Raw genomic sequence first — 25,039 nt, forward strand, 5'->3', positions numbered from 1 at the left:
GCCTCACCCGCGCGCGGCGAACGAGGCGGTCTCACCGCTGGGCGGCTCGTCCCAGATCACCCGGGGCGCGGGCACCGTCGCCAGGATGCGGTCCACCACCTGGACGGCGGTCACCCCGTCGGCCAGCGCGTCGAAGCTGAGCACCAGGCGGTGCGCGATGACGTCGCGGGCCAGCACCCGCACGTCGTCGGGGAGCACGTAGTCGCGCCCGCGCAGCAGCGCCAGGGCGCGGGCCGCCGCCACCAGGCCCAGGGTGGCGCGCGGGCTGGCGCCGACCTCCAGGACCCCGCGCAGGTCCGGCATCTGGTGCGCCTCGGGCTCGCGAGTGGCCATCACCAGCCGCACCACGTAGTCGGCGATGAGCTGGTGGACGTGCACCTTCTCGGCGTCGGCCTGCAGCTCGCCCAGGGTGACCGGGTCCAGGACCTGGTGGGCGGTGGGCGGCTCGGTGGACATCCGGCGCAGGATCTCCATCTCCTCGTGCGCCCGGGGGTGGCCCACGTCGACCTTCATCAGGAACCGGTCGCGCTGGGCCTCGGGCAGCGGGTACACGCCCTCGGACTCCACCGGGTTCTGTGTGGCGATGACGATGAACGGGGAAGGGAGGGGGTAGGTGGTCCCGCCCAGGGAGACCTGCCGCTCGGCCATGACCTCGAGCAGGGCCGACTGCACCTTGGCGGGGGCGCGGTTGATCTCGTCGGCCAGGACGAAGTTGGCGAACACCGGGCCCAGCTCCACGTCGAACTTCTCGGTGGAGGGGTGGTAGATGCGCGTGCCGACGATGTCGGAGGGCACCAGGTCCGGGGTGAACTGGATACGGGCGAAGGAGCCGCCGGTCACCTTGGCCAGCGTGGACACCGCCAGGGTCTTGGCGATGCCCGGCACCCCCTCGATGAGGCAGTGGCCCTTGGCGACCAGTGCGATGAGGGAGCGCTCCACCATGCGTTCCTGTCCCACGATGACCGTGGACACCTCGTGCAGCGCCGCGCGCAGCAGCCGGGTGGGCTCGCCCGGGGCGCCGTCGGACCCCGAGGGGGAGGCGCCGTTGCCGGGTGAGGTCTGTGCCATGTTCCGCCTTCCAGGCCCGGCGCCGGGCGCCGGATAGGTTGTGGATCACTCACCTGTGGGCGAGACTACCCGCTCCGGGCGCCTCGTTCCGGTGCACAACGCGCCCAAGGGGACGCAGTGGACGCGGGGAGAGCGGAGTGGAAAGGGGGTGGGGGCGTGACGGCTCCCCTGATGGGACTGAACGCGGGAGACCCGCGCCAGTTGGGCGCCTACCGGCTGCAGGGCCGGGTGGGCGAGTCCGCGCTGGGCGTGGTGTACCTGGGGCGCGACCGCGAGGGCGCGGCGGTGGAGGTGGCCGTGCTGAACCCGGGCGCGGTGGCCGACCCGCAGGCCCGGGAGCGGTTCGCTGAGGCGGTGCGGGCCGAGTCGGGTGTGCTCTCGGCGCGCACCCAGGGCCGCTCGGTGCTGTGGGTGGCGGTCCCCGACGGGGAGGGGGGTGCCGCCCGTTTCCTGGAGCAGGCGGGCCGGCCCGGCCGCATCGCCGCCCGCGGTCCGGTGGTGATGCCGCACTGGGCGGGGTCACGGTCCGGGCCCGCGGTGCCGTGGGCGCCCTGGGCGGGCCGCCGTGACAGCGCGGTGGAGGAGGGGCGCGGCAACTGGTGGCTGATCGGCGGGCTGGGCGCGGTCCTGCTGCTGATCCTGGCGCTGGTGGTGGCGCTGTACTGGTTCCTGCTCCAGTTCCCGCCGCCGGAGATGCCGGCCCCGGGCCAGCCGGTGCCGGAGGAGGGCCCCTCGGGGGAGAGCGGCGAGGAGAGCGGGCCCAGCCCGGAGGAGGACGGGGACGGCGACCCCTCGACGCCGACGGTCCCCACACCGGGGGAGGGCGAGGAGGGCTGGGGCGAGAACCCGGAGGACAACCTCTGACGCACGCGGCGGCCCGGGCGCTCACCGGTACTTCGGTGGCGCCCGGGCCGCATTGTGTCGGCCGTCTGATTCCGCTCTGTGAATCTACGTCGTAAAGGCGGCGTAGCTTTACTGTAAAAGCACCCACGAAAAACAGAAGGAGTGCGGCTACGCCGCACACTCCTATCAAAACCCCTGGTCAGAGGACCGTCGGCGTGTCGCGGTCCAGGGGGTCGCCCGCCCGAACGCGCTCAGAGAGCCGTAGCGGGGCCGGGAGCGGCCGCCGCCGGTCGAGGGGAGGGTCGGCGAGGTCCTAGGCTGTTCGGCGTGGTGAAGGCGCTGAAAGAAGTGACAGGCACGCGGTACGTCCTACCGCTGCGCGAGGGCGGTTCGCTGCCCGGACTCGTCGAGGCCGACGACCTCGGCATGTACGTCGTGAAGTTCATCGGCGCGGGCCAGGGGCGCAAGACCCTGGTGGCCGAGGTGATCGCCGGTGAGCTGGGGCGCGCGCTGGGGCTTCCCGTTCCGGAGCTGGCCCTGGTGGACTTCGACGCGGTCATCGCGCGGGGCGAGCCCGACCAGGAGGTGCAGGAGCTGCTCAAGGCGAGCGGCGGCCTCAACCTGGGGATGGACTTCCTGCCGGGTTCGCTGGGGTTCGACCCGCTCGCCTTCGAGACGTCCCCCGGGTTCGCCGGCCGGGTGCTGTGGTTCGACGCGCTGACCGGCAACGTGGACCGGTCGTGGCGCAACCCGAACATGGTGGTGTGGCACGGGGAGCCGTACCTCATCGACCACGGTGCGACGCTGATCTTCCACCACTCGTGGGCCAACGCGGACCGTTTCGTCGGCCGTGCCTACGACGCCTCCGACCATGTCCTGCTGCCGTCGTCGCCGGATCTGGCGGCCGCCGACGCGGCGTTCGCGCCGTTGGTGACCGAGGGGCTGCTGCGGGACGTGGTGGGGCTGGTGCCCGATGTGTGGCTGGAGGGCGAACCGGGGTTCGCGTCCCCGGAGGAGGTCCGGGAGGCGTACGTGCGCCATCTGGCGGCCCGGGTGGCGGACCGTTCGTGGCTGCCGGAGGTGGGGCGGTGAGCGTGCGCAGGTACAGCGATGCGGTGACGACGGGCCGGGTCGGCGAGGAGCGCGACCGGGCGGTGTTCGAGTACGCGCTGCTGCGGGTGGTCCCGCGGGTGGAGCGCGGTGAGTGCGTGAACGCCGGGGTGATCGTGTACTGCCAGGAGCGGGCGTTCCTGGCGGCCCGTGCGGAGGTGGACGAGGCCCGGCTGCTGGCGTTGGATCCGGGGGTGGACGTGGCCGGGGTGCGGCGTGCGCTGGAGGCCGTGGAGGCGCTGTGCCGTGGTGGTGCGGTGGCGGGTGCGGCGGGCAGGGAGCGGCCGGGGCAGCGGTTCCGGTGGTTGACGGCGCCGCGGAGCACGATCGTGCAGCCGGGGCCGATCCACGGGGGGTTGACGGAGGATCCGGCGGTCGAGGTGGAGCGGTTGCTGGACCGGCTCGTAAGGTAGCGGGTCGTGGCGTAAGGGATGTCACAGGGGATTCGGGGTTATTCGAGGAGACTTTGAGCGGGTCCCGGTGTTGGGATGGAGTGGCCCCTTTCGGTCGCGCTCCCACGCGCCGGGGCCCTTTTCGCTTTGTGTACTTCTCTTCCTCGATCGCGTCGAGATCTTTTGGAGTGGCCTGTGCAGTCCCCGAACTCCCCTGACACGGTGCCCGGGCCGGTGGCGGCCGAGGGTGCGCCGCCGGTTCGTGCGCGCCGGTCGGTGGTGTTGCTGGTCCTGGTGCTGGGTGTGCTGGCGGCGGTGGGTCCGTTGGCGACGGATATGTATCTGCCGGCGTTTCCGCAGATCGCGGAGGATCTGGGGGCGTCCGAGGCGCAGATCCAGTTGACGTTGACCTCGATCATGTTGGGGTTGGCGGTCGGTCAGTTGGTGATCGGGCCGATGAGCGATGCCTGGGGGCGGCGGGTTCCGCTGCTGGTGGGCGGTGCGGTGTTCACGGTGACGTCGGTGCTGTGCGTGTTCGTGCCGGATGTGACGTTGTTCGTGGTGTTGCGGTTCGTGCAGGGTGTGGCCGGTGCGGCGGGTGCGGTGATCTCGCGGGCGGTGGTGCGTGACCTGTTCAAGGGCGATGACGCGGTGCGGTTCTTCTCGCGGTTGGCGCTGGTGATGATGCTGGCTCCGTTGTTGGCGCCGTTGGCGGGTGCGCAGTTGTTGCTGGTGGGGCCGTGGCAGTTGAGTTTCTGGGTGCTGGCGGCGATGTCGGCGGTGAGCTTCGTGCTGGTGCTGTTGTGGTTGCCGGAGTCGTTGCCGGTGGCGGAGCGGCGTGCGCAGGGTCCGCGGGTGCTGGGTGCGACGGTGGCGGGTCTGGTGCGTCAGGCGCGGTTCGTGGGGCCGGTGCTGACGTTGGGTCTGGGTTTCGGGATGTTGTTCACGTATGTGTCGGCGTTCTCGTTCGTGGCGCAGCAGGAGCTGGGGGTGTCGGCGCAGACGTATGCGTGGTTGTTCGCGGTGAACTCGTTGGGGATGTTGGCGGGGACGCAGGTGAACGGGTTCTTGGTGGGTCGGATGGAGACGTTGCGGCGTTTGGGTCTGGGCCTGGTGGTGGGTCTGGCTGCGGTGTCGGGTCTGCTGGTGGCGGCGGTGTCGGGGGTGGCGTCGTTGTGGCTGGTGGTGGCGTTGTTGGCGTTGATGATGTTCAGTACGGGTTTCATCATGCCCAATGCGACGGTGACGGCGTTGGACGGTCAGCCGGCGGCGGTGGCGGGTACGGCGTCGGCGTTGATGGGTGCGTTGCAGTTCGCGCTGGGTGGTGGTGTGGCGGCGTTGGCGGGGTTGACCCCGTCGGGTGAGGCGTCGTTGGTGAGTATGTCGGTGGTGATGGTGGGGGCTGCGGCGTTGGCGGGTGTGTCGTTCTTGTGGACGGTGCGTTCGGCGGTGCGTGCCCGGGTGTGATCGGTTCGGGTGTTGGGCCCCATGACCCTGTGCGGGGGTCATGGGGCCTTGTGTTTTGTGGGTCTCTCCATGTTGCCGTGGGTGGGGGAGGTTGGGCATTGTAGGGGAACTATTTCCCCCTTGGTGCGGGATGTCTGTCCTGTGCGGGCCGGTGGGGTCCGTGCTCTTCGACGCTGTTTGAGGATGAGTGGTCTGTGGTCATGGGCGAGACGGGTGTCGGCTCCGGTGGGTGGGCCCGGCGGGTGGCCGGGTTGAGCGACCTGGTCTACGAGATGGCGACCGATGATGCGCACGCGGAGTTGTTCTCGGTGCCGGAGGAGGGGCGTCGGGGCGGTCGTCGGTGGGGGTCGGTGAGCGCGGGGGCGTTCGCGACGGATGTGACGGGGTTGGCCAAGGGGTTGGTGGCCGCTGGTGTGGGTGAGGGCGACCGGGTTTTGGTGGTGTGCGCCGATCATCTGGATTGGGTGAGGTTGGCGTTCGCGGTGTGGTCGGTGCGGGCGGTGTTGGTGCCGTTGCCGGTGTCGGCGGGTCCGGAGCGGGTGGCGCATGCGGTGCGTCAGACGCGTCCTGCGGCTGCTGTGGTGGAGGGTGAGGGGTCGCTGCGGGTGGTGGCGGCGTTGCAGCGGGAGTTGCCGGATCTGGGGCGTGTGTGGCGGTTCGAGCCGGGGTTGGCGGAGATCGTGTCGCTGGGTGCGTACATGGATGCTTCGTCGGTGCGGTTCCGTCGGGATGCGACGGCTCCGGAGGATGTGGCGGTGGTGCTGTATCCGGTGAGTACGGTGTCGCGGTGGATGCGTGGGGTGGCGTTGTCGCACGGTGCTCTGGTGTCGGCGGCGGCGGATGTGGTGGATCGGGTGGGTCCGCGGGTGGCGGAGTTGGGGCCGGGGAAGGCGACGGCTCTGTCGGATGCCGCGTTGTCGCAGGTGCAGGGGTTGGCGACGGTGTTGGCGTGTGTGGTGGGTCGGGTGCGGTTGGGGTTGGGGGGTGGTGGCCGGTTCCTGGATCGGGTGCGGGAGTTCGGGCCGTCGGTGGTGGTGTGCGGTGCGGGGGTGTTGGAGGAGGTCTTCGAGGGGGAGCGGGGGAGCGCCCGGTCGACGGGGTGGGATTCGTTGGGGACGTTCAATTCGGCGGTGGACGCGGCGGTGCAGTTCGATCGTTCGCCGAAGAAGGGGGCGTGGCAGCGGTTGTCGCGGTCGATGTACGACTGGCAGTTCGCGAAGGTGCGGGAGGTGTTGGGGGACCGGGCGCATCTGGTGGTGTGCTGGGGTGGTGGGTTGTCGGACCGGTTGGACTCCTTCTACGGGGGTGTGGGGGTGCCGGTGGTGCAGGTGTTCGGTACGGCGGAGACGGCGGGGGCGTTCGCGGCCAATGCGGTGGGGGCGCGGGTGCCGGGTTCTGTGGGGCGTGCGTTGGAGGGGCGCGAGGTGTGGGTGTCGCGTGAGGGTGAGGCCCATGTGCGCGGTGGTGCGGTGTTCGCGGGGTATTGGGGTGATGAGGGCGGGACGCGGTCGGCGTTTCGTGAGGGGTGGTTGGCGACGGGGTTCGCGGGGTCGGTGGACGGTGACGGGTTCGTGTGGGTGAGGGGCCGGTTGCGGGGGCAGGCGGCGGTGGAGGAGGTGCCGGGCCGGTTCGTGGCGGGGTCGCGTGTTGTGGCGGGTGCGGAGCCGGTTGTGGAGGGGCCGGTTGTGGAGCCTGTGGTGGAGGCGGAGCCGGAGGTGGTGGAGCGTCCGGTGCCGGAGCCGGATGCGACGGTGGCTTTGCCGGTGGTGGAGGCGGAGCCGGCGGTGGTGTCGGATGCTGAGTTGGTGGCGGGGTTCGAGGCGCGGTTGCGGTCGCATCCGTTGATCAGCCAGGTGTTGGTGATCGTGGAGGGTCGGCCGTTCGCGAGTGCGTTGATCACGTTGGTGCGGGATCAGTTGGAGTATTGGCGGTTGGTGAACGGTCGGCCGTTGTCGATGGCGCCGGAGGAGATCGCGGGGGATCGGGATCTGCTGCGGGAGGTGCAGGGGTTGGTGTACGAGGCCAATCGGAGTGTGCCGCGGCATTTGGCGGTGCGGTCGTTCCATGTGTTGGCGGAGGAGTTCACGGTGCAGTCGGGGTTGGTGCATCCGTCGGGCGGGTTGCGGCGTGAGGCTGTGCTGCGGGCGTTCTCGGAGGAGATCGACGGGTTGTACCGGGTGCGTCGGGAGCAGTAGGCGGGGGTGCGGCGGGCCCCGGGGCGTTGTGCTCCGGGGCCTTTTGGTGTGTTCATTGGCCGTTGAGGTAGGCGAGGACGGCGAGGACGCGGCGGCTGTCGTCGGAGGAGGGGGGGAGGTCGAGTTTGGTGAAGATGTTGTTGATGTGTTTGCTGACGGCTTTTTCGGTGATGTAGAGGCGTCCGGCGATGGCGGAGTTGGAGCGGCCTTCGGCCATTTCGGAGAGGACTTCGCGTTCGCGGGGGGTGAGTTGGCCGAGGGGGCCTTGGCTGTCTTGGCGGGCGAGGAGTTGGGAGATGACGGCGGGGTCCATGGCGGTGCCGCCGGCGGCGACGCGGCGGACGGCTTCGATGAATTGGCCGATGTCGAAGACGCGGTCTTTGAGGAGGTAGCCGACGCCTCCGGTGTCGTCGGAGAGGAGTTCGCGGGCGTAGAGCTGTTCGACGTGCTGGGAGAGGACGAGGATGGGCAGGCCGGGGATCTGGGCGCGGGCGGAGATGGCGGCTTGGAGGCCTTCGTCGGTGAAGGTGGGGGGGAGTCGGACGTCGACGACGGCGACGTCGGGGTGGTGGTGGGTGAGGGCTTTGTGGAGGTCGGGGCCGTTGTCGACGGCGGCGACGACGGTGAAGTCGTGGGCTTGGAGGAGTTTGATCAGTCCTTCTCGGAGGAGGGCGAGGTCTTCGGCGATGACAACGCGCATGGGATCTCCAGGGTGACGATGGTGGGGCCGCCTGTGGGGCTGGTGATGTTCATGGTGCCATCGAAGGCGTCGATGCGGCGTCGGATGCCGGCGAGGCCGCTGCCGGGGGCGGCGTCGGCGCCGCCGTGGCCGTTGTCGGTGACGGTGATGACGAGGCGGTCGTCTCCGTGGTTGATGTGGACCCATGCGTGGGTGGCGTCGGCGTGTTTGGCGGTGTTGGTGAGGAGTTCGGCGATGGCGAAGTAGGCGGCGGATTCGACGGGGTCGGCGGGGCGGCCGGGGAGGGTGACGGTGACGGTGATGGGGAGGTGGTGGGTGAGGGCGAGGGCGTGGACGGCGCCGTGGAGTCCGCGTTCGACGAGGACGGGTGGGTGGATGCCGCGGACGAGGTCGCGGAGTTCGATGAGGGCGGTGCGGGTGGTCTCGCGGGCTTCGGCGAGCATGGCGCGGGCGGTGGCGGGGTCGTGTTCGACGATTTGTTCGGCCATGCCGAGGTTCATGCCGAGGGCGACGAGGCGGGCTTGGGCGCCGTCGTGGAGGTCGCGTTCGATGCGGCGGATTTCGGCGGCCTGGGTGTCGATGGTGTTGGCGCGGCTGGTGGCGAGGTGGGCGACGCGGGCGGTGAGGCGGGCTTTTTCGGAGGGTTGGAGGAGGAGGCGGTTGAAGGCGGTGTAGAGGCGGAGGGCGGGGGTGGCGAGGGTGGTGCCGAGGGCGATGAGGAGGGTGGCGGGGATGAGGAAGAGGAGGCGTTCGGTGGTGTCGGTGGGGGTGTAGCCGTAGATGTCGGGGCCGCCGGTGAGGCCGAGGGCGTGGAGGGTTTGGTAGGTGCCGTGGCCGATGAGGGTGAGGGGGAGGGCGATGAGGAGGATGTTGACGGTTCCGGTGATGAGCCAGAGGAGGTCTTTCCAGGTGGCGGGGTCGGTGATGATGACGCTGGCGCGGCGGTTGATGCCGGTGGGGGGTATGGGGCGGTAGCCGGAGTGGACGGGGCGGTGGTGGTCGAGGTGGGTGAGGGTGCGGCGTTGGCTGTCGGCGAGGGTGCGGAGGAGGTGGCCGGTGAGGATGACGAAGGGGAGGCCGATCCAGATGAGGGAGAGGACGGCGGAGGCGATGACGAGGGGGAGTAGGAGGAGGGCGGCGATGTTCTGGGAGAGGAGGAGGAAGAGGTAGGCCAGGGTGGTGAGGGGGCCTGCGCGGTGGTGGTGTGCGGTGGCCATGGTGGGTGCGGGTCCTCTTCCTTCGGGGTGTGGTGGTTTCCATTGTGGCGTGTCGGGTGTGGGGTGGTCGGTGGTGGTGGCTCCCCTGGTGGTGGGTGTGCGGGGGTGTCGGGTGCGGGGTGGTTGGGTGGGGTGTGGGTGGGTTGTGGGCTGGGCGGGTGTGGGTTTTTGGCGCAACTCGCCGCTGACGATTTCCCGTGTGTTGGCATGACCTGTGATGATCGGGGTGTGTGGCGTGAACTGATTCTGGAGTTGTATCCGGAGGCCGATCTTCGTGATCCGGCCGATGAGGCGGCGTTGGCCGAGGTCGAGAAGCGTTTGATGCTGCCGTTGCCGTTCGAGTTGGCGTCGTTGCTGCGGGAGACCGACGGTGTGGTCAACGAGTACGGGGATGCGGTGGTGTGGAGTGCGCAGCGGTTGGTGGAGGACAATCTGGCGATGCGGGGTGAGCCGGATTACCTGGAGTTGTACGCGCCGTTCGACGAGATGATCTTCTTCGGGGATTCGGACATGGGGCCGCAGTTCGCGTATGTGCACACGGACTACGGTCCGGGTGTGGTGGTGTGGGACCATGAGACGGATCGGCGCCGGTTGGTGGTGGTGTCGTTGCGTGATTATCTGGCGCGGTGCCTGTTGCAGGGCAATGCGTGGTTCCGTTGACGGTGTGTGGTCGTCTACCTGGTGTTCCGTGCTATTTTGCGGGGTGGTGCGGCGGTGTGCGCCGCCGGTGATCGCGTTGTGAGAGTGGGACCCCTATGCCGGATGAGTCGCAGGTGGCGGCCGTTGTTCAGGGCCGTGAGGTGGACGGCTTCCCGGAGTTGGCGCCGGAGGCGGCGCGGGGTTCGGTGCGGCGGATCACGGTGACGGGTGAGGATGTGCTGCACCGTCGTTGCCGGGATGTGCCGGGGGAGATGTTGGGCGGCGGGGAGCTGCGCCGGTTGATCGATGACATGTTCGTGACGATGTACGCGGCCGAGGGTGTGGGGTTGGCGGCGAACCAGGTGGGTGTGGACCTGCGGGTGTTCGTGTACGACTGCCCTGATGATGAGGGTGTGCGTCATGTGGGGCATGTGGTGAATCCGGTGTTGGACGAGCGTTCGGCCGAGGATGCCCTGGTGGTGGAGAGCGAGGGGTGTCTGTCGGTGCCGGGTCCGCATGCGGAGCTGGGGCGTGTGGAGCGTGCGACGGTGCGCGGGGTGGACCGGGACGGGGAGCCGGTGGTGGTGAGCGGGAGCGGGTATTTCGCCCGGTGCCTGCAGCATGAGACCGATCACACGTTGGGTCGGTTGTACATCGACCGGTTGTCGGCGCGGGAGCGCAAGCGGGTGTTGAAGAAGATGAACGAGATGGCCAACGATGTGTTTGCGCGTCGTGAGGAGCGGGCGGCCGAGCTGGAGCGCGAGTTCGCCGGCTAGCCCGTGGGGGTGTGGTGTGGGGCGGGGGCCTGGGGCTCCCGCCCCTTTTTTTGTGTGTCGGCCGGGGCGGACTTCGTTGTCTTCGGGGCGGCGGTGGTCGTGTAGGGGGCGGGCGCCGAGGGTGGGGAGGCGGTGGATCCCGGTGTCGTGGGCGGGGTGGGGTCTGGGGGTCGGGGTGGAGGCGGTTCTCGGCGGTTTCGGGGACGTGAGGGTGGGGGTGGTGCCGTGGTCGCCTCGGGGGGCAGGGCGGCGGACCGGAAGCGGGCTTGGGCGAGGGTGGGTGCGCGGATGCGCACGGCGGAGCCTGGCGGGTTCGTTCGTTCGGTTCGGTGGTGGCGGGTGGGGTGGCCCGGATGGGGGTGCCTTTGGCGGGTTTTCGGTGCCATTCGGGGGCCTTTCGGGGTTCCATTGGGGGTGGTGGCGCCGTAGGTGGCCCCTTTCGGGGGGTGTGTGGCCTTTTTGTTATCGGGTGGGGCGGTAGATTGCCCGGCATGAACGACGGGGAACAGAAAGTGATCGTGTACACCGACGGGGCGTGCAGCGGGAACCCCGGCCCCGGCGGGTGGGGGGTGTGGCTGCGCTACGGCGGGCACGAGAAGGAGCTCTACGGCGGTGAGGAGCAGACCACCAACAACCGGATGGAGCTGATGGCGGCGATCCGGGGTCTGGAGAGCCTGACCAAGCCGGTGCCGGTGGTGGTGTACACCGATTCGTCGTACGTGCGCAACGGGATCACGTCGTGGGTGGCGGGGTGGAAGCGGCGCGGGTGGCGTACGGCGGACAACAAGCCGGTCAAGAACGTGGACCTGTGGCGGCGGTTGGAGGAGGCCGCGGCGGGTCACGAGGTGGAGTGGCGGTGGGTGCGCGGCCACAGCGGCGACGAGGGCAATGAGCGGGCCGACGAGCTGGCCCGGCGCGGCCGTGACGAGGCGGCGGCCCTGCGCTGAGGCGGCGGGTGCATGGTGAAGGGGGGCGTCCCGGGTGGGGCGCCCCCCTTCGTTGTGGGGTGGGTTCAGGCGGTGCGGTCGTGGGTGTGGTCGGTGTCGGCGGGGTCGTCGGCGATGAGCAGGCGGCGGGGGCCGGAGCCGTCGGCGGCGAGTTCGTCGTCGGGGTTGACCAGGACGCAGGAGTCCAGGGAGAGGCAGCCGCAGCCGATGCAGCCGGTGAGGTCGTCGCGCAGGCGGACGAGTTGGGCGATGCGGGCGTCGAGTTCGTCGCGCCACTGTTCGGAGACGCGGGCCCAGTCGGCGCGGGTGGGGGTGCGGTTGTCGGGGAGGCGGTCCAGGGCCTGGCGGATGCGGGCCAGGGGGATGCCGACGCGTTGGGAGACGCGGATGAAGGAGACGCGGCGCAGGGTGTCGCGGCGGTAGCGGCGTTGGTTGCCGGCGGTGCGGCGGCTGTGGATGAGTCCCTGGCGTTCGTAGAAGTGCAGGGCGGAGACGGCCACGCCGGAGCGTTGGGAGACCTGCCCCACGGTGAGTTCCTTGGTGATGGGCGGCACGGTTCTCAAGTGTAGGGGCGGTTGCGGTGGGTGCCGCGTAGGGCGTAGAGGCGGGCGTAGGCGCCGCCGCGGACGAGGAGTTGGTGGTGGGTGCCGGTTTCGGTGACGCGGCCGCGGTGGAGGAGGAGGATGCGGTCGGCGGTGCGGGTGTGGGTGGGGCGGTCGGTGAGTTGGAGCAGGCCGGTGGTGGGGGTGGGGGTGAGGTGTTCGCCGGGGGCGGGGTGGGTGAGGACGAGGAGGTGGTGGTGGGTGAGGTCGGCGTAGTGGGTGCGGGCGGTGTGGAGGCGGTGGGTGAGGTCGGTGGGCAGGTCGGACAGGGGTGTGGTGGGGGTGGTGGGCAGGTGGGCGTGGGTGAGGGCGGTGTGCAGGTGGGGGTCGTGGGGGTCGGGGTCGGGGTGTCCGGTGATGGTGTGGGCGAGGGTGGTGTGGGGGGTGCTGGTGTGGATGTGGGGGGTGGTGTGGGTGGTGATGCGGCCGTGGGTGGGGGTGGTGTGGCCGGTGAGGAGGTCGGTGAGGGTGGTGGTGTGGTCGGTGGGCAGGCCGATGAGGGCGACGTGTTCGCCGGGGTGGACGGTGAGGTCCAGGTGGGAGAGCAGGGTGGTGTGGGACACGTCGTGGAACTCGACGAGGGGGCGGGCGCGGGGTGCGGTGGTGGCGGGGCTGCGGTGCAGCCGGTCGCGGTCGGTGAGCCTCACGGGTGTCCGTTCGTGGTGGTGGGGTGTCATGGGGCTGTGATCGTCGGGGGCGTGTGAGAGTTCTCGTTATCTGTTCGTGTCTTTCCTTTCGTGTGGGGGGTGTGCCCTGCCGGGGGGTGTCCTTTTTCGTGGGGTGTGCGACCTTGCCGCCATGGGTGGGCGGTGGTGGGGTGGGGGCATGGGACACGAGGTCGTGATCGTCGTCTTCGACGGGGTGCAGAGCCTGGACGTGGCGGGGCCGTTGGAGGTGTTCGCGGGCGCCGGGCGGGCGCCGGGGGCGGATTACCGGGTGCGGGTGGGGTCGTTGGGCGGGGGCGCGGTGCGCACTTCCAGCGGGTTGGGGCTGGTGCCGTCGGTGGCGCTGGAGGAGGTGGGGCGGATCGACACCCTGGTGGTGGCCGGGGGCGACGGGGCGCGGGCCGGGGTGGATCCGGCGCTGGTGGAGTGGTTGGCGGGGGCGTGCGGGCGGGCGGGGCGGGTGGCGTCGGTGTGCACGGGGGCGTTCCTGTTGGCGGGGGCGGGGGTGTTGGAGGGGTTGCGGGCCACGACGCACTGGGCGCACTGTGCGGAGCTGGCGCGCCGGTTCCCGGGGGTGGAGGTGGATCCGGATCCGATCTTCGTGCGGCAGGGGCGGGTGGTGACGTCGGCGGGGGTGAGTGCGGGGGTGGACCTGTCGTTGGCTTTGGTGGAGGAGGACCTGGGGCGGCGGGTGGCGTTGGCGGTGGCGCGGCACCTGGTGGTGTTCCTGCGGCGTCCGGGTGGGCAGGCGCAGTTCTCGGCGCCGTTGGCGGCGCAGTGGGCGCAGCGTCCGGCGGTGCGGGAGGTGCAGCACTGGATCGTGGGGAATCCGGCGGCGGATCTGTCGGTGGAGGCGCTGGCGGGGCGGGTGGGGTTGTCGGTGCGCCAGTTCGCGCGGGTGTTCGCGCGGGAGGTGGGGTGTACGCCGGGCCGGTATGTGGAGCGGGTGCGGGTGGAGGCGGCGCGGCGGTGGTTGGAGGATTCGGATCTGGGGGTGGAGGCGGTGGCGCGGCGCAGTGGTTTCGCGTCGGCGGAGGTGATGCGGCGGGTGTTCGTCAGGTCGCTGGGGTGTTCTCCGGCGGGGTATCGGAGCAGGTTCCACGGAGCGGAAGGTGTGTGAGTCGTGAGGTTGGCGGTTGTTCTGTTCGAGGGTGTGACGGCGTTGGACGCGATCGGCCCCTATGAGGTGCTGGGGTCGCTGCCGGGGGTGGAGACGGTGTTCGTGGGTGAGGAGCGGGGGCCGGTGCGGGCGTCGGCCGGTGGTGCGGGGCTGGTGGTGGATGCGGCGCTGGGTGAGGTGGACTCGGCGGATGTGGTGGTGGTGCCGGGTGGGCCGGGGCAGGCGCGGCAGATGGGCGGGGCGTTGGTGGAGTGGATCCGGGCGGTGGACGCGGGGAGCCGGTGGACGGCGTCGGTGTGCACGGGGTCGTTGATCCTGGCGGCTTCGGGGGTGTTGGCGGGGCGTCGGGCGGCCACGCACTGGTTGGCGGGGGATGAGTTGGAGCGCTTGGGTGTGGAGCACGCGGTGGGGGAGCGGGTGGTGTTCGACGGCAAGTACGTGACGGCGGCGGGGGTGAGTGCGGGGATCGATATGGGGTTGGCGTTGGCGGGTGAGCTGATGGGGGAGTTCGGGGCGCAGATGGTGCAGTTGGCGTTGGAGTACGATCCGGCGCCGCCGTTCGATGCGGGGTCGCCGGGGAAGGCGCCGGCGGAGGTGGTGGGGTTGGCGCGGGAGAGCCGGCGGTTCCTGTTGTGGGAGGAGGAGCGGCCGGACTGGGCGTGAGGGGGGTCACGGTGCCGCCCCGGGGTGTCAGGGGTATGAGGGGGATACTCCTTTCCCCCGGGTGAGACGAGGTCGCCGTGGAGCACCAAGACGGGTCCGAGCGTGTGCGGTCGTGGTACCGGCGTTTCGCGGAGCACTACGAGGCCGGGGGCGCGCACTCCTATGCGGAGATCGCCCGGGCCCTGGCCGGGGACGATGAGCTGATGGGGCTGGTGCTGTCCCTGCCCGGGGACAACAAGCGCCAGCCCAACCTGCTGCTGGGGGCGGTGCGGTTCCTGGGCGGCCCTGTGCGGGAGTGGGCGGGGTTTCGGGCGTGGACGCTGGAGCACTGGGATCCGGTGCGCAAGGTGGTGCTGGAGCGGATGACCCAGACCAACGAGGTGCGGCGCTGCGCGGCCCTGCTGCCGGTCCTGGCGCGGTTGGAGGGGCCGCTGGGGCTGGTGGAGGTGGGGTCCTCGGCGGGGTTGTGCCTGTACCCGGACCGGTACGCCTACTCCTACGACGGCGGTGCGCCCGTGGGTGGGTCCCCGGTGGTGCTGGAGTGCTCCACCTCGGGCGGGGTGCCGGTTCCGGAGCGGGGGGTGGAGGTGGCCTGGCGGGCGGGGGTGGACCTCAACCCGCTGAACGCGGCCGATGCGGGGGACGTGCGGTGGCTGGAGTCCCTCATCTGGCCCGGGACCCATGAGGGGGAGCGGCGGGAGCGGTTGCGGGCCGCGGCGGGGGTGGTGGCCCAGGCCGGGCCGCCCCCGATCGTGGCGGGGGACCTGGTGGAGACCGTCGCCGACCTGGTGGGGCGGGTGCCCGAGGGGGTGACGCCGGTGGTGTTCCACAGCGCGGTGCTCACGTACCTGCCTTTGGCGGAGCGGGAGCGGTTCGCGGAGCTGGTGCGGGGGCTGCCCGGCCACTGGGTGTCCTATGAGGGGTGGCGGGTGCTGCCCTGGTTGGAGGGTGCGCGTCCGCCCGAGCCCACGCACATGACGATCGCGGTGGATGAGCGGGTGGTGGCCTGGGCGGGGGAGCACGGCCACCACCTCACCTGGGCGTCGGCGTGACCCGGCGGTGAGGGCGGCCGGCGGGCGGCCGGCGGGTCGCCGCGTGTTCCCCGTGTCCCGGCCTGCGGGGGCCGGGACACGGGAAGCGGTGCGGTCGGTCGGGAGGCCCCGCGCCACGCCCCTCTCGTGTCAGTGGGCGTCGACGAGGGCGATGAGCTCCTTGATGCGGTCGGCGGGCAGGAACGACGCCTCGAAGGAGTTGCGGGCCAGGGTGCGCAGCTGCTCTCGGGTGAGGTGCAGGTGTTCGGCCAGGGCCCGGTAGTTGTCGTCGACGTAGCCGCCGAAGTAGGCGGGGTCGTCGGAGTTGACGGTGACCAGCAGGCCGGCGTCCATGAGGGCGGGCAGGGGGTGGTCGGCCATGGTGTCCACGGCGCGCAGGCGCACGTTGGACATCGGGCACACGGTGAGGGGGGTGCGGGCGGCGGCCAGGCGGGCGACCAGGTCGGGGTCCTCCAGGCAGCGGATGCCGTGGTCGATGCGCTCCGCCCCCAGGTCCAGGGCCTGGCGGATGTAGTCGGGTGGGCCCTCCTCGCCGGCGTGGGCGACCAGGCGCAGCCCCAGGTCGCGTGCGGCGGCGAAGACGTGGGCGAAGTCGTTCGGGGGGTGGCCGACCTCGGCGGAGTCCAGGCCGACGCCGATGATGCGGTCCAGGTGGGGGCGGGCGGCGTTCAGGGTGTCCAGGGCTTCGGCGGCGGGGCGGTCGCGCAGGAAGCACATGATCAGGTGGGTGCTGATGCCGTGGTCGGCTCGGGCGGTGTCCAGGGCGGCGGTGATGCCGCCGATGACGGTGTCCAGGGGGATGCCGCGGGCGGTGTGGGCCTGGGGGTCGAAGAAGATCTCGGCGTGGCGGACGCCCTGGGCGGCGGCGCGGGCGAGGTAGGCGCGGGTGAGGTCGGTGAAGTCGGCCTCGGTGCGCAGGACGTCGGTGAGGGCGTAGTACAGGTCCAGGAAGGACTGCAGGTCGGTGAACTCGTAGGCGGAGCGGAGCTCGTCGACGGTGGTGTAGGGCAGGGTGATGTTGTTGCGGCGGGCGAGGGTGAAGGCGAGTTCGGGTTCGAGGGTGCCTTCGATGTGCAGGTGGAGTTCGGCTTTGGGAAGTGGCATGCAGACCATGGTGGCGCACCGCTGATCGTGGTCTGTCCGTTTTGTGGTGTCGGGGTGGGCACAGCGGGGCGCCCGTGACCTGGCGGGTCGCGGGCGCCGGTGGGTGGGTCACTTCTTGGTGTCGTCGTGTCCGGGGTTCCAGTTCAGGGCGCTGGCGCGTTCCATGAACTCCTCGACGGTGATGTCGCCGCGGGCGAACCGGTCGGCGAGGGTGCGGCGGGCCTCGTACTCGGGCGGGGCGGGTCGGGGGCCGGCGGCCCAGGGGGGCGGGCCGCCGCCGCGGCGGCGGATGAGGACGAACGCGGCCAGTGCGGCGGCGGCGAGCAGCAGGCAGAACATGAGTGCTCCCAGGGGTGCGAAGGGCGGCGGTCCGTCCCCCCACGGGGGGTGGCCGGCCAGGTCGGTGATGGCGGCGGTTGCGGTGTTCATGGTTTCCACTGTGGGCGGGGCGGGTGGTCGCGGGCATCGCCCCTGGGGCGGCTTCGTGTGTACGTCGGTGGGCGTAGGCGGGGCTGCGCCGTGGGGGCGATGCGGGGTGGGGGCGGGGAGCCTAGGGTCGGTGGCATGAGGAGTGTGCGGACGGTCGCGGTCGATGCCGGGCTGGGTGTGGTGCTGGGTGCGGTGGCGGTGGTGGCGGTGCGCGCCCAGGTGGCGTTCGGGCACACGGCCGGTGGGGAGGGGCCGGGGCGGGGTGGGCCTCCGTGGGCGGGCGGGCCGGGCCCGGAGTGGGGCCAGGTGTCGCTGGGGTGGGGGGTGTGGGCCGGGGTGGCCCTGCTGGTGGTGGCGGTGGCGGTGCGGCGGGTGCGCCCTGCGGCGGCTCTGGTGGCGGCGGGTGCGGGGGCGGGTGCGGTTCTGGTGGGCGGCGGGGTGGTGAACCCGGTCGTGGTGGTGATGGGTGCCCTGGTGGTGTTCTCCGCCGCGATCCGGATGGAGCCGGTCCGGTTCCTGGGCTGGGCGCTGCCCTCTGTCCTGGGGGTGGGGGTGCTCTCCCGGGTGGGTGAGCCGTGGTGGGGTCTGGTGGGCGGGTCGTTGTGGGCGGCGCTTGCGGTGGCGGTGGGGGTGGCGGCGCCCTGGGCGGGGGCGGGGGTGTTCGTGCGGGCGCGTCGGCAGGGGCGGGCGCGTGAGCGGGAGGCGGAGGTGGCCCGGCACCGGTACGAGGAGCGGTTGCGGATCGCCCGGGAGGTGCACGACCTGGTGGGGCACAGCCTGTCGGTGATCAGTATGCAGGCGGGGGTGGCGCTGCACGTGGTGGATCGGCGGCCGGAGCAGGCGGCGGTGGCGTTGGCGGCGATCCGGGACAGCAGCCGGTCGGCGTTGGAGGAGCTGCGGCGCACGTTGGCGGTGTTCCGCGGCGAGGGTGCGGCGTTGGAGCCGGTGGCGGGGCTGGACCGGTTGGAGGGTGTGGTGGAGGAGATGGGTCGGGCGGGGTTGGCGGTGGAGGTGGAGCGGTCGGGGGATGCGGTGGTGCTGCCGGGGGCGGTGGACCACGCGTTGCTGCGGATCGCCCAGGAGGCGTTGACGAATGTGCTGCGCCATGCGGGGGCGGGTGCGGTGGCGCGGGTGGAGGTGGCCTTCGAGGCGGGGTGGGTGCGGCTTGTGGTGGCCGACACCGGTGCGGGGCCGGGTGCGGGGTGGGTGGAGGGTGCGGGGATCGCGGGGATGCGGGAGCGGGCCCGGGGTGTGGGCGGGGAGTTGGCGGCCGGGCCGGGGGATGGTGGCGGGTTCGTGGTGCGGGTGCGGGTTCCGGTGGAAGGGGTCGTGTGATGGCGGTGCGGGTGGTAGTGGCCGATGACCAGGCGCTGGTGCGGATGGGGTTGGGGGTGCTGATCGAGGCGGAGGAGGACCTGGAGCTGGTGGGTGAGGCCGCCGATGGGGCGCGGGCGGTGGAGGTGGTGCGGGCGGTGGTGCCCGATGTGGTGCTGATGGACGTGCGGATGCCGGTCATGGACGGGTTGGCGGCGTTGCGGGAGATCAGTGCCGATGAGGGGTTGGCGGGGGTGCGGGTGGTGGTGTTGACGACGTTCGAGCTGGACGAGTACGTGTTCGAGGCGTTGCGGGCGGGGGCGTCGGGGTTCGTGGTCAAGGACGCCGATCCGGGGGTGTTGTTGGAGGCGGTGCGGGTGGCGGCGCGGGGGGAGGCGTTGTTGTCGCCGTCGGTGACGCGGCGGGTGGTGGCGGCGTTCACGTCGTCGCGGCCGGCGGTGGGGCCGGTGGTGGATGTGGGGGTGTTGACGGAGCGGGAGCGGGAGGTGGTGGGGTTGGTGGGTGAGGGGCTCAGTAATGAGGAGATCGCGGGCCGGTTGGTGGTCTCCCCCGCCACGGCGCGCACGCATGTGTCGCGGGCGATGGTGAAGTTGGGGGCGCGGGACCGGGCGCAGCTGGTGGTGTTCGCGTTCCGGGCGGGGCTGGTGCGGTGAACGCCTCCCCCGTGGGGGTCAGGGGGTGAGGCGGGTGATGGCGGCGGCGCCGGCGGTGTGCAGGGCCGGGTCGGTGTGTCCGGCGCCTTCGATGATGTGCAGGGTGGCGGCGGGCCAGTGGCGGGCGAGGTGCCAGGCGGTGTCGGCGGGGCCGCTGATGTCGAGGCGGCCGTGGACGAGGGCGCCGGGCAGGTGGGCGATGCGGTGCATGTTGTGGAGGAGGTGGTGTTCGGGCAGGAAGGCGTGGGCGGCCCAGTAGTGGGTGACCAGGCGGGCGAAGCGGAGCTGGAAGTCCAGGGGGCGGGTGGACAGGAACGGGGTGAAGGCGTTGGTGGTGGCCATGTGGGTGTCCTCCCAGCGGCACCAGGCGCGGGCGGCGTCGGCGCGTACGGCGGGGTCGGGGTGGGCCAGGAGGCGGGCGTAGGCGGCGGGGAGGCGGTGGGGGTCGGCGTCGGGGCCGGCGGCGTCGCGGAAGGCCTCCCATTGTTCGGGGAAGACGCGGCCCATGGCGTGGGTGAGCCAGTGCACCTCGGTGGGTGAGGTGGTGGTGACGGCGATCAGGACCAGGGCGCGGACCCGGTCGGGGTGGGCTTGGGCGTAGGCCAGGCCCAGGGTGGTGCCCCAGGAGGTGCCGGTGACGAGCCAGGAGTCGATGCCGCGGGCGGTGCGCAGGGCTTCGATGTCGTCGATGAGGTGGGCGGTGGTGTTGGTGGCCAGGTCGGTGGTGGGGAGTCCGGCGTCGGGGGTGGAGCGGCCGGCGCCGCGTTGGTCGAAGAGGATGACGCGGTGGCGGGTGGTGTCGAAGAGGTGGACGAGGCCGGGGTGGGCGCTGGAGCCGGGGCCGCCGTGCAGGACGAGGCAGGGGGTGCCGTGGGGGGTGCCGTGTTCTTCCCAGTAGAGGGTGTTGTGGTCGGTGACGGGGAGGTGGCCGTGGGTGCGGGGGGCGGTCATGGGGGGCTCCCTCGGGGTGGGGGGCGGGGGTGGTGTTCGAGAGGAGTGGGGGCGGGCGCGGGGTGCGTGCCGGCGGGTGCCTCCCGGTGGGGGGCGGGGAGGGGTCGTGGTGGTGGAGCGGGTGCGGACGCTGGGTGAGGCGGTGCGGGTGCTGGTGGGGGCCGGTGAGGTGGATCCGGTGGTGGCCGAGCGGGTGCTGGTGGGGGTGTTGGCGGGGACTCCGGTGGGGGAGTTCGTGGACGCGCGGGGGTTGGCGCGGTTGGTGGTGCTGGTGGCGGGGGTGGAGGGGGCTTCGGAGGCGTTGGTGCAGGTCGCTGAGGTGGTGGGGGTGGTGGGGGTGTTGGATGCGGGGGCGCAGCGGGCGGTGCGGATCCGGTTGCGGCACCGTGCGGCGCGGGGTGCGTTGGGGTGAGCCCGCCCGGTGGTGCGGGTCGGCCCGCCGTCCGGGGTGGGGGGCGGGCCGCGGGTGGTGTCAGGCGGGGTCGGTGTCGAGTTTGCGGCGTTCTCTGCGGTTGGGGTGGCGTATGTGGACGCCGCCGAGGCCGCCGGTTCCGGTGAGGCGGATCAGGGGGGTGCCGGGGTGGCGGTCGGGGGTGGTCTTGTCCTTGAGGCCGCCGATGCCGGGGTCGATGCCGGCGGTGTCGGCGGCCCAGCCGTCGGGGATGACGATGGTGACGCCGGAGGTGTCGCCGTGGGCTTCCACGTGGATTTCGGGCAGGTGGCTCTGGACGCGGCTGAAGTCGAGGGTGGCGCCGCCCAGGCCGCCGTGGGCGGTGATGTGGGCGGGGGCCTGCCAGCGGTTGGGGCCGAGGGTTGCGCCGCTGATGCCGCCTTGGACGATCAGGGGCGGCCGCTGTTGTTCGGCGGCTTGTTGGAGGGCGGCCTGGGGTGCGGGCAGGTCGGCGGTGAGGGCGTTCAGGTCGGCGTGGGTTTTGGCGGTCAGGGCCCGTTCGAGGCGTTCGTCGAATTCGTCGGGGTCCAGGCGTCCTTCGGCGGCCGCGTCGCGTAGGCGTTCGACGACCGTGTCGCGGTCGTGGTGGGAGGCGCGCATCCGCCCTGCGGGGTCGGGGTGGGGGTGGTGGTCGTTCACGCCGGTAAGGGTATAGGGGGCGGCCGGTGCGGGCCCGGCGGGGTGTAGGGGCCCTGGTGGGGGGTGGGGGCGGGGGCGTGGGATCCTGGGCTCCTGCGATCGGAGGGGGTTCGTGTGGGTGAGAGCGGGTTCGTGGAGTTCTGGGGTGAGCACCGGTTGTGCATGCTGGCCTCGCCGCGGCCGGACGGGTCGATCCACCAGGTGCCGGTGGGGGCGACCTATGACGCCGACCTGGGTGTGGTGCGGGTGATCTGCGACGGGGCCAGTTTCAAGGCCCGCAACCTGGCCGCGCACCCGGGGGTGCGGGTGTCGGTGTCGCAGGTGCAGGGGCGGCGCTGGTGCACGGTGGAGGGGTCGGCGGTGGTGTCCGATGACCCCGAGCGGGTGGCCGAGGCGGTGCGCCGGTACGCGGACCGGTACCGGGAGCCGCGGCCCAACCCGGCCCGGGTGGTCATCGAGGTCACCGTGGAGAGGGTGTTGGGGAACGTGCGCCCGGACTAGGCGGGGCGGGCCAGGGTGATGACCTCCGGTGAGGCGGGGGTCAGGGGGGTGCGGTCCCAGGTGCCGTGGCGTTCGGCGACGGTGAGTCCGGCGGCGGCCAGCAGGGTGTCCAGGTGGTCGGTGGTCAGGAACCGCAGGGTGCTGACGGTGGACAGGATCTCGTGGCCGTCGGCGTCGGTGGTGGTGGAGGTGAACGTCACCAGCCCCTGGGGGGTGATGGGGCGGGCGTCGTGGGTGTCGGTGACGGTGCGGCCGTCGGGCAGGGTGCCGGTCCAGGGGTGGTCGGGGGTCCACCGTTCCCAGGCGCGGGCGGTGATGTTGCGGGTTTCGAAGGCGATGAGGCCGCCGGGGTTCAGGGCGGTGCGCATGGCGGTCAGGGCCTGGACGGTGGCGGTGTCGGTGAGCAGTTCCTGGAAGGCGTGGCCGGTCATGGTGACCAGGTCGAATCCGCCGTTCCAGGTGTGGGTGGCCAGGTCTCCGCGGGTCCAGTGGACGTCGCGGGTGTGGGAGCGGGCGATGTCGAGCATGGCGTCGGCGGGGTCGAGTCCGACCAGGTGGCCGGTGTGGCCGTGGGCGCGGGCGGTGCGCAGGAGCAGGCCGGTGCCGCAGCCCACGTCCAGGGCGGCGGGGGCGTCCATGACGAGGTCGAGGTAGAAGTCGTCGCAGGGCGCCCAGGGGTTGAAGGCGTCGTAGAGGGCGGCGACGGCGGGGTCGTCGTAGGGGTTGTGCATGGGCGGAGTATCCCGGGGCGGCGGGTGGGCGCGCACCGGGTTTTTTCGCCTGGGCTGCGTTGACGGTTCGTCGGTGGGCGAAGTGTGGTGGTGGGATGCTGGCGGCATGTCCTCTCATGCGTACGAGACGGCCGCGTTGGCGGCCCTGTTGGCGGATCCGACCCGGGCGGGGGTGTGCCTGGCGTTGGCGGACGGGCGGGCCTGGACGGCGTCCGAGCTGTGCCGGCACACGGGTGTGGGCGCTTCGACGATGAGCGCGCACCTGGGGCGGCTGGTCGGCGGCGGGGTGCTGGTGGAGCGCCGGCAGGGGCGGCACCGATATGTGGCCTTGGCCGATGAGGGGATCGCGGCCCTGGTGGAGGCGTTGGCGGCGCGGGCGGCGCCCGCCGCGACGGTGGCGCCGACGCTGCGCGCCCACCGTGTGCGGGACGCGTTGGCGCGGGCGCGTACGTGTTACGACCATCTGGCGGGTGCGCTGGGGTGTGCGGTGGCCGAGGCGATGGTGGGGCGGGGGCTGCTCACGGCCGACCTGGGGGTGACCGGCCGGGGCCGGGAGTGGTTCGCGGAGCTGGGTGCGCCGCTGCCGGAGCGGGGGCGGCGGCCGTTGGCGCGGGCGTGCCTGGACTGGACCGAGCGGCGCCACCATGTGGCGGGGGCGGCCGGGGCGGTGCTGTGCGCGCACGCGTTCGCCGCGGGGTGGTGTGAGCGGGTGGGGTCCTCGCGGGCGGTGCGGGTGACGCGGGAGGGGCGGCGGGCGTGGGGTGAGGTGCTGGATGTTTCGGTGGGGGGCGAAGTGTCCGGCCTCTAGGGTCGCCGCATGACTTCTCGTGTTCCTGTCCTGGCCGTGGTGGCGGCCGGGGTGACCGTCGTCCTGTGGGCGTCGGCGTTCGTGTCCATCCGGGTGACCGGCGGGTTCTTCTCGCCGGGGGCGTTGGCCCTGGGGCGGTTGTTGGCCGGGGCGGTGGTGCTCGGTGTTCTGTTGGTGGTGACCCGGTCGGGGTGGCCGGTGCGGGCGGCGTGGCCGGGGATCGTGTGCTCGGGGCTGTTGTGGTTCGGGGTGTACTTGACATCCTCCCCCGGGTGAAGCCGGAGGATTTCAGCGGTTCCTACTCGAAGAGGAGGAGCTGCTGGGGTTCACGGACGCTCACAGACTTGTGTCCGGTCGTCCCTCCGGCACGGCCCCTGGGGGCCGGGGCGGGGGTGCCGCCCTGTCCTGCCGCGACGTTGTTGGAAGCATTCAGGTCGGCGTTGCAGGTGAAACCGCAGGAGGAGCAGATGAACTCGGCTTGGCTCTTGCGCGAGTTCTTGTCCACCCATCCGCAGTCGCTGCACCGCAGACTCGTATAAGCGGCTGGGACGTCCTCCACCCGGCCCGGAGCCTTGTGACCGGTCCGTGTGCGGAGCAGACCCCACCCTTGGGCGAGAATCGCCCGGTTCAACCCGGCCTTCTGCGCGACCCGCCTGCCCGGCTCCTCCATGGTGCCCTTGGCGGAGCGGGTCATGTTCCTGATCTTCAGATCCTCGAACCGGATCGTGTCGAAGGACCGGGCGAGCATGGTGGAGGTCTTCTCCACCCAGTCCCGGCGCCGGTTCGCCTCCTTCTCCCGCAGCCGTGCGATCCGGGCGTACTCATCCCTGCGCTTCGGGCTGCCCTTGGGGGCACATGCCGCGCGCCGCTGGTGCTTGAGCAGCCGGGCACGTTCCCTGGCCGATGGCTGCGGGCAGTTGAGTACCCGCCCGTCAGACAGGGCTGCTGTGATCGCAACGCCCCGGTCGACGCCGACAGTGGTGCTGTTGCCGGGAGCACTGATCGGGGCAGGTTTGACAGCGAAGGCCACGTACCATCGCCCGGTCCGGTAGGTGACCCGGAACGACTTGGCCTCGGGGAGGGCGCGGCGGGTGTTGCGGAACCTCACCCATCCCGCGCCCGGAACCTTGACCTGCGCCCATTTCTTGTTCGATTTCTGCACGGTGACGGCGCGGGACATGACCTGTTCGCCCTTGGTGTTGAGCACAGGACGCCCCTCCTTGTCGAAGGCCGGGGTGCGGCTGGTGCCGATGACGCGGAAGCCCTCGCTGTGGTGCTTCTTCCGCCGGTTCGGATACCCGTGGGAGCCGTTGAAGAAATTGACCAGGGCCTGGTCGAAGTCGCGCAGTGCCTGCTGCTGGATCTCGACGTTGCCGGAGGCCACCCACGCGAAGTAGCCGGCCTCCTCGGGAGTGAGGGCGTTGGCGGGGGTACGGCGCACCTCGGTGAGCATCGCCGCCATTCCCGCATAGCGCACCGGGCAGGCAGTGCGGGCCCCTCCCCTGCGATACGTGTTGTTGACCTCCCATGCCAGGTTCCAGGTGTGCCGAGCCTGTGCACAGTGGCCGAACAGCACGGCCTCTTGTGCATGAGTGGGGTACAACCGGAACCTGGGCATGGCGGCAAAATACCATCAGGTTGGGCTCTTCGTGGGTGTTTTCTCGATCTCCTTGGGGCTAGCCTGGGCCTATGAAGCAGATCACCTTGCGTCTCCCCGACGAGTTGCACGCCGAACTCAAGCGCATTGCCCAGGAACAAGACCGGTCACTGCACGCCCAGATCCTGCGCATCCTGCGCCAGGCCGCTCAGACGCCGGCTTCCAGAGAAGAACACCGCTGACCTTGTGGCGCTACGCGGCGGTCCGCGCCCCCTCCCCGGCCTGAAGGCGGGGTGTCCTCCAGTGAACTTGGACGGGTGACGCTGAAACGAGGTGATCGCGAGGTCGATGACGGGAGCGCGGCTCGGCGGGTCCTGCCGGGGT

29 protein-coding genes are annotated in these 25,039 nt (G+C 71.6%); 18 read left to right on the forward strand and 11 right to left on the reverse strand.

Annotated features, from left to right (window positions below; translation table 11 throughout):
- Positions 1-3 precede the first annotated feature (3 nt).
- Positions 4-1,068, reverse strand: a complete 1,065-nt coding sequence (locus ACFVNO_RS14745) for an AAA family ATPase (RefSeq protein WP_355261471.1) — start codon at positions 1,066-1,068, stop codon at positions 4-6.
- A gap of 156 nt (positions 1,069-1,224) precedes the next feature.
- Here ACFVNO_RS14745 and ACFVNO_RS14750 point away from each other — a divergent pair, with 156 nt between their 5' ends.
- From ACFVNO_RS14750 to ACFVNO_RS14770, 5 genes are all read left to right on the forward strand, one after another.
- Positions 1,225-1,932 (forward strand): hypothetical protein, encoded by a 708-nt coding sequence (locus ACFVNO_RS14750; RefSeq protein ID WP_378892779.1) that lies wholly within the window; start codon positions 1,225-1,227, stop codon positions 1,930-1,932.
- Between the two features lie 318 nt (positions 1,933-2,250).
- The gene (locus ACFVNO_RS14755) at positions 2,251-3,003 is read left to right on the forward strand and encodes a HipA family kinase (protein WP_355261836.1); all 753 of its coding nucleotides are present in this window, start codon (positions 2,251-2,253) and stop codon (positions 3,001-3,003) included.
- Positions 3,000-3,434: a DUF3037 domain-containing protein gene (locus tag ACFVNO_RS14760; protein ID WP_220560941.1), complete on the forward strand. Its 435-nt coding sequence runs from the start codon at positions 3,000-3,002 to the stop codon at positions 3,432-3,434. The genes ACFVNO_RS14755 and ACFVNO_RS14760 overlap by 4 nt, the downstream gene beginning before the upstream one ends.
- Positions 3,435-3,608: 174 nt before the next feature.
- Positions 3,609-4,880 (forward strand): multidrug effflux MFS transporter, encoded by a 1,272-nt coding sequence (locus ACFVNO_RS14765; RefSeq protein WP_378892782.1) that lies wholly within the window; start codon positions 3,609-3,611, stop codon positions 4,878-4,880.
- Positions 4,881-5,080: 200 nt separating this feature from the next.
- Positions 5,081-7,075, forward strand: coding sequence for an AMP-binding protein (locus ACFVNO_RS14770; protein WP_378892971.1), 1,995 nt, complete (start codon positions 5,081-5,083; stop codon positions 7,073-7,075).
- Between the two features lie 52 nt (positions 7,076-7,127).
- On the opposite strand, the gene ACFVNO_RS14775 is transcribed toward ACFVNO_RS14770, so the two are convergent.
- Both ACFVNO_RS14775 and ACFVNO_RS14780 read right to left on the reverse strand, forming a co-directional pair.
- Complete coding sequence (locus tag ACFVNO_RS14775; RefSeq protein ID WP_220560944.1) at positions 7,128-7,775, reverse strand: response regulator transcription factor; 648 nt, start codon at positions 7,773-7,775, stop codon at positions 7,128-7,130.
- Positions 7,727-8,992, reverse strand: coding sequence for a sensor histidine kinase (locus ACFVNO_RS14780; RefSeq protein WP_355261464.1), 1,266 nt, complete (start codon positions 8,990-8,992; stop codon positions 7,727-7,729). The genes ACFVNO_RS14775 and ACFVNO_RS14780 overlap by 49 nt, the downstream gene beginning before the upstream one ends.
- 228 nt (positions 8,993-9,220) lie before the next feature.
- Here ACFVNO_RS14780 and ACFVNO_RS14785 point away from each other — a divergent pair, with 228 nt between their 5' ends.
- The 3 genes from ACFVNO_RS14785 (at position 9,221) to rnhA (ending at position 11,354) form a co-directional block, all read left to right on the forward strand.
- Positions 9,221-9,652 carry an SMI1/KNR4 family protein gene (locus ACFVNO_RS14785; protein ID WP_255646560.1) on the forward strand — a complete coding sequence of 144 codons (432 nt, stop codon included), beginning with the start codon at positions 9,221-9,223 and terminating at the stop codon, positions 9,650-9,652.
- 95 nt (positions 9,653-9,747) lie between these two features.
- Positions 9,748-10,407 (forward strand): peptide deformylase, encoded by a 660-nt coding sequence (gene def, locus ACFVNO_RS14790; RefSeq protein ID WP_220560946.1) that lies wholly within the window; start codon positions 9,748-9,750, stop codon positions 10,405-10,407.
- A gap of 491 nt (positions 10,408-10,898) precedes the next feature.
- Positions 10,899-11,354 carry a ribonuclease HI gene (gene rnhA, locus ACFVNO_RS14795; protein ID WP_220560947.1) on the forward strand — a complete coding sequence of 152 codons (456 nt, stop codon included), beginning with the start codon at positions 10,899-10,901 and terminating at the stop codon, positions 11,352-11,354.
- 65 nt (positions 11,355-11,419) lie between these two features.
- Here the strand turns inward: rnhA and soxR are convergent, their stop codons facing one another.
- Both soxR and ACFVNO_RS14805 read right to left on the reverse strand, forming a co-directional pair.
- Complete coding sequence (gene soxR / locus ACFVNO_RS14800; protein WP_220560948.1) at positions 11,420-11,908, reverse strand: redox-sensitive transcriptional activator SoxR; 489 nt, start codon at positions 11,906-11,908, stop codon at positions 11,420-11,422.
- Positions 11,909-11,913: 5 nt separating this feature from the next.
- The gene (locus ACFVNO_RS14805; RefSeq protein ID WP_355261458.1) at positions 11,914-12,633 is read right to left on the reverse strand and encodes an ABC transporter ATP-binding protein; all 720 of its coding nucleotides are present in this window, start codon (positions 12,631-12,633) and stop codon (positions 11,914-11,916) included.
- A gap of 148 nt (positions 12,634-12,781) precedes the next feature.
- Here ACFVNO_RS14805 and ACFVNO_RS14810 point away from each other — a divergent pair, with 148 nt between their 5' ends.
- From ACFVNO_RS14810 to ACFVNO_RS14820, 3 genes are all read left to right on the forward strand, one after another.
- Entirely contained in the window at positions 12,782-13,741 is a 960-nt protein-coding gene (locus ACFVNO_RS14810; protein ID WP_378892792.1) for a GlxA family transcriptional regulator, read from the forward strand.
- 3 nt (positions 13,742-13,744) lie between these two features.
- Entirely contained in the window at positions 13,745-14,404 is a 660-nt protein-coding gene (locus tag ACFVNO_RS14815; RefSeq protein ID WP_355261452.1) for a DJ-1/PfpI family protein, read from the forward strand.
- A 77-nt stretch (positions 14,405-14,481) separates the two neighbouring features.
- Positions 14,482-15,456, forward strand: a complete 975-nt coding sequence (locus ACFVNO_RS14820; RefSeq protein WP_355261449.1) for a DUF2332 domain-containing protein — start codon at positions 14,482-14,484, stop codon at positions 15,454-15,456.
- Positions 15,457-15,585: 129 nt separating this feature from the next.
- Here the strand turns inward: ACFVNO_RS14820 and ACFVNO_RS14825 are convergent, their stop codons facing one another.
- A complete protein-coding gene (locus ACFVNO_RS14825; RefSeq protein WP_378892795.1) occupies positions 15,586-16,560 on the reverse strand; it encodes an adenosine deaminase in 975 nt (324 codons plus the stop codon).
- Between the two features lie 108 nt (positions 16,561-16,668).
- Positions 16,669-16,989 (reverse strand): SHOCT domain-containing protein, encoded by a 321-nt coding sequence (locus tag ACFVNO_RS14830; protein WP_220560954.1) that lies wholly within the window; start codon positions 16,987-16,989, stop codon positions 16,669-16,671.
- Positions 16,990-17,124: 135 nt separating this feature from the next.
- Between ACFVNO_RS14830 and ACFVNO_RS14835 the strand changes: the two genes are divergently transcribed.
- Positions 17,125-18,324 carry a sensor histidine kinase gene (locus tag ACFVNO_RS14835; RefSeq protein ID WP_378892799.1) on the forward strand — a complete coding sequence of 400 codons (1,200 nt, stop codon included), beginning with the start codon at positions 17,125-17,127 and terminating at the stop codon, positions 18,322-18,324.
- Entirely contained in the window at positions 18,324-18,977 is a 654-nt protein-coding gene (locus ACFVNO_RS14840) for a response regulator transcription factor (protein ID WP_220560955.1), read from the forward strand. Before ACFVNO_RS14835 ends, ACFVNO_RS14840 begins: the two co-directional genes overlap by 1 nt.
- 18 nt (positions 18,978-18,995) lie before the next feature.
- Here ACFVNO_RS14840 and pip read toward each other — a convergent pair whose 3' ends face one another.
- Positions 18,996-19,928, reverse strand: a complete 933-nt coding sequence (gene pip / locus ACFVNO_RS14845) for a prolyl aminopeptidase (protein WP_355261438.1) — start codon at positions 19,926-19,928, stop codon at positions 18,996-18,998.
- 121 nt (positions 19,929-20,049) lie between these two features.
- Here pip and ACFVNO_RS14850 point away from each other — a divergent pair, with 121 nt between their 5' ends.
- The gene (locus ACFVNO_RS14850) at positions 20,050-20,340 is read left to right on the forward strand and encodes a hypothetical protein (RefSeq protein ID WP_378892803.1); all 291 of its coding nucleotides are present in this window, start codon (positions 20,050-20,052) and stop codon (positions 20,338-20,340) included.
- Between the two features lie 60 nt (positions 20,341-20,400).
- Here the strand turns inward: ACFVNO_RS14850 and ACFVNO_RS14855 are convergent, their stop codons facing one another.
- Positions 20,401-21,018, reverse strand: coding sequence for a DUF1707 domain-containing protein (locus tag ACFVNO_RS14855; RefSeq protein WP_355261432.1), 618 nt, complete (start codon positions 21,016-21,018; stop codon positions 20,401-20,403).
- A gap of 114 nt (positions 21,019-21,132) precedes the next feature.
- Between ACFVNO_RS14855 and ACFVNO_RS14860 the strand changes: the two genes are divergently transcribed.
- On the forward strand, positions 21,133-21,519 hold the full coding sequence (locus ACFVNO_RS14860; protein WP_378892806.1) for a pyridoxamine 5'-phosphate oxidase family protein: 387 nt from the start codon (positions 21,133-21,135) through the stop codon (positions 21,517-21,519).
- Here ACFVNO_RS14860 and ACFVNO_RS14865 read toward each other — a convergent pair.
- Positions 21,516-22,250, reverse strand: a complete 735-nt coding sequence (locus ACFVNO_RS14865) for a class I SAM-dependent methyltransferase (RefSeq protein ID WP_378892809.1) — start codon at positions 22,248-22,250, stop codon at positions 21,516-21,518. The genes ACFVNO_RS14860 and ACFVNO_RS14865 overlap by 4 nt on opposite strands.
- Before the next feature lie 106 nt (positions 22,251-22,356).
- Between ACFVNO_RS14865 and ACFVNO_RS14870 the strand changes: the two genes are divergently transcribed.
- Positions 22,357-23,058 carry a winged helix-turn-helix domain-containing protein gene (locus tag ACFVNO_RS14870; RefSeq protein ID WP_355261423.1) on the forward strand — a complete coding sequence of 234 codons (702 nt, stop codon included), beginning with the start codon at positions 22,357-22,359 and terminating at the stop codon, positions 23,056-23,058.
- A 9-nt stretch (positions 23,059-23,067) separates the two neighbouring features.
- Positions 23,068-23,334 (forward strand): hypothetical protein, encoded by a 267-nt coding sequence (locus tag ACFVNO_RS14875; protein WP_378892813.1) that lies wholly within the window; start codon positions 23,068-23,070, stop codon positions 23,332-23,334.
- Between the two features lie 22 nt (positions 23,335-23,356).
- Here the strand turns inward: ACFVNO_RS14875 and ACFVNO_RS14880 are convergent, their stop codons facing one another.
- Entirely contained in the window at positions 23,357-24,676 is a 1,320-nt protein-coding gene (locus ACFVNO_RS14880; protein ID WP_378892816.1) for an RNA-guided endonuclease InsQ/TnpB family protein, read from the reverse strand.
- A gap of 71 nt (positions 24,677-24,747) precedes the next feature.
- Here ACFVNO_RS14880 and ACFVNO_RS14885 point away from each other — a divergent pair, with 71 nt between their 5' ends.
- A complete protein-coding gene (locus ACFVNO_RS14885) occupies positions 24,748-24,897 on the forward strand; it encodes an Arc family DNA-binding protein (protein ID WP_378892819.1) in 150 nt (49 codons plus the stop codon).
- The last annotated feature ends 142 nt before the right edge of the window (positions 24,898-25,039 follow it).

Origin of the sequence: Nocardiopsis sp. NPDC057823 (assembly GCF_042797335.1) — a bacterium.
Taxonomy (GTDB): domain Bacteria; phylum Actinomycetota; class Actinomycetes; order Streptosporangiales; family Streptosporangiaceae; genus Nocardiopsis; species Nocardiopsis changdeensis.

Excerpts from the sequence above, each read along its gene's own strand:
- ACFVNO_RS14745 (WP_355261471.1), bottom strand. The coding sequence starts at position 1,068 with ATGGCACAGACCTCACCCGGCAACGGCGCCTCCCCCTCGGGGTCCGAC.
- ACFVNO_RS14770 (WP_378892971.1), top strand. The coding sequence starts at position 5,081 with ATGGGCGAGACGGGTGTCGGCTCCGGTGGGTGGGCCCGGCGGGTGGCC.
- ACFVNO_RS14775 (WP_220560944.1), bottom strand. The coding sequence starts at position 7,775 with ATGCGCGTTGTCATCGCCGAAGACCTCGCCCTCCTCCGAGAAGGACTG.
- ACFVNO_RS14780 (WP_355261464.1), bottom strand. The coding sequence starts at position 8,992 with ATGGCCACCGCACACCACCACCGCGCAGGCCCCCTCACCACCCTGGCC.
- def (WP_220560946.1), top strand. The coding sequence starts at position 9,748 with ATGCCGGATGAGTCGCAGGTGGCGGCCGTTGTTCAGGGCCGTGAGGTG.
- rnhA (WP_220560947.1), top strand. The coding sequence starts at position 10,899 with ATGAACGACGGGGAACAGAAAGTGATCGTGTACACCGACGGGGCGTGC.
- ACFVNO_RS14805 (WP_355261458.1), bottom strand. The coding sequence starts at position 12,633 with ATGACACCCCACCACCACGAACGGACACCCGTGAGGCTCACCGACCGC.
- ACFVNO_RS14810 (WP_378892792.1), top strand. The coding sequence starts at position 12,782 with ATGGGACACGAGGTCGTGATCGTCGTCTTCGACGGGGTGCAGAGCCTG.
- ACFVNO_RS14825 (WP_378892795.1), bottom strand. The coding sequence starts at position 16,560 with ATGCCACTTCCCAAAGCCGAACTCCACCTGCACATCGAAGGCACCCTC.
- ACFVNO_RS14830 (WP_220560954.1), bottom strand. The coding sequence starts at position 16,989 with ATGAACACCGCAACCGCCGCCATCACCGACCTGGCCGGCCACCCCCCG.
- ACFVNO_RS14835 (WP_378892799.1), top strand. The coding sequence starts at position 17,125 with ATGAGGAGTGTGCGGACGGTCGCGGTCGATGCCGGGCTGGGTGTGGTG.
- ACFVNO_RS14840 (WP_220560955.1), top strand. The coding sequence starts at position 18,324 with ATGGCGGTGCGGGTGGTAGTGGCCGATGACCAGGCGCTGGTGCGGATG.
- pip (WP_355261438.1), bottom strand. The coding sequence starts at position 19,928 with ATGACCGCCCCCCGCACCCACGGCCACCTCCCCGTCACCGACCACAAC.
- ACFVNO_RS14865 (WP_378892809.1), bottom strand. The coding sequence starts at position 22,250 with ATGCACAACCCCTACGACGACCCCGCCGTCGCCGCCCTCTACGACGCC.
- ACFVNO_RS14870 (WP_355261423.1), top strand. The coding sequence starts at position 22,357 with ATGTCCTCTCATGCGTACGAGACGGCCGCGTTGGCGGCCCTGTTGGCG.
- ACFVNO_RS14875 (WP_378892813.1), top strand. The coding sequence starts at position 23,068 with ATGACTTCTCGTGTTCCTGTCCTGGCCGTGGTGGCGGCCGGGGTGACC.
- ACFVNO_RS14880 (WP_378892816.1), bottom strand. The coding sequence starts at position 24,676 with ATGCCCAGGTTCCGGTTGTACCCCACTCATGCACAAGAGGCCGTGCTG.
- ACFVNO_RS14885 (WP_378892819.1), top strand. The coding sequence starts at position 24,748 with ATGAAGCAGATCACCTTGCGTCTCCCCGACGAGTTGCACGCCGAACTC.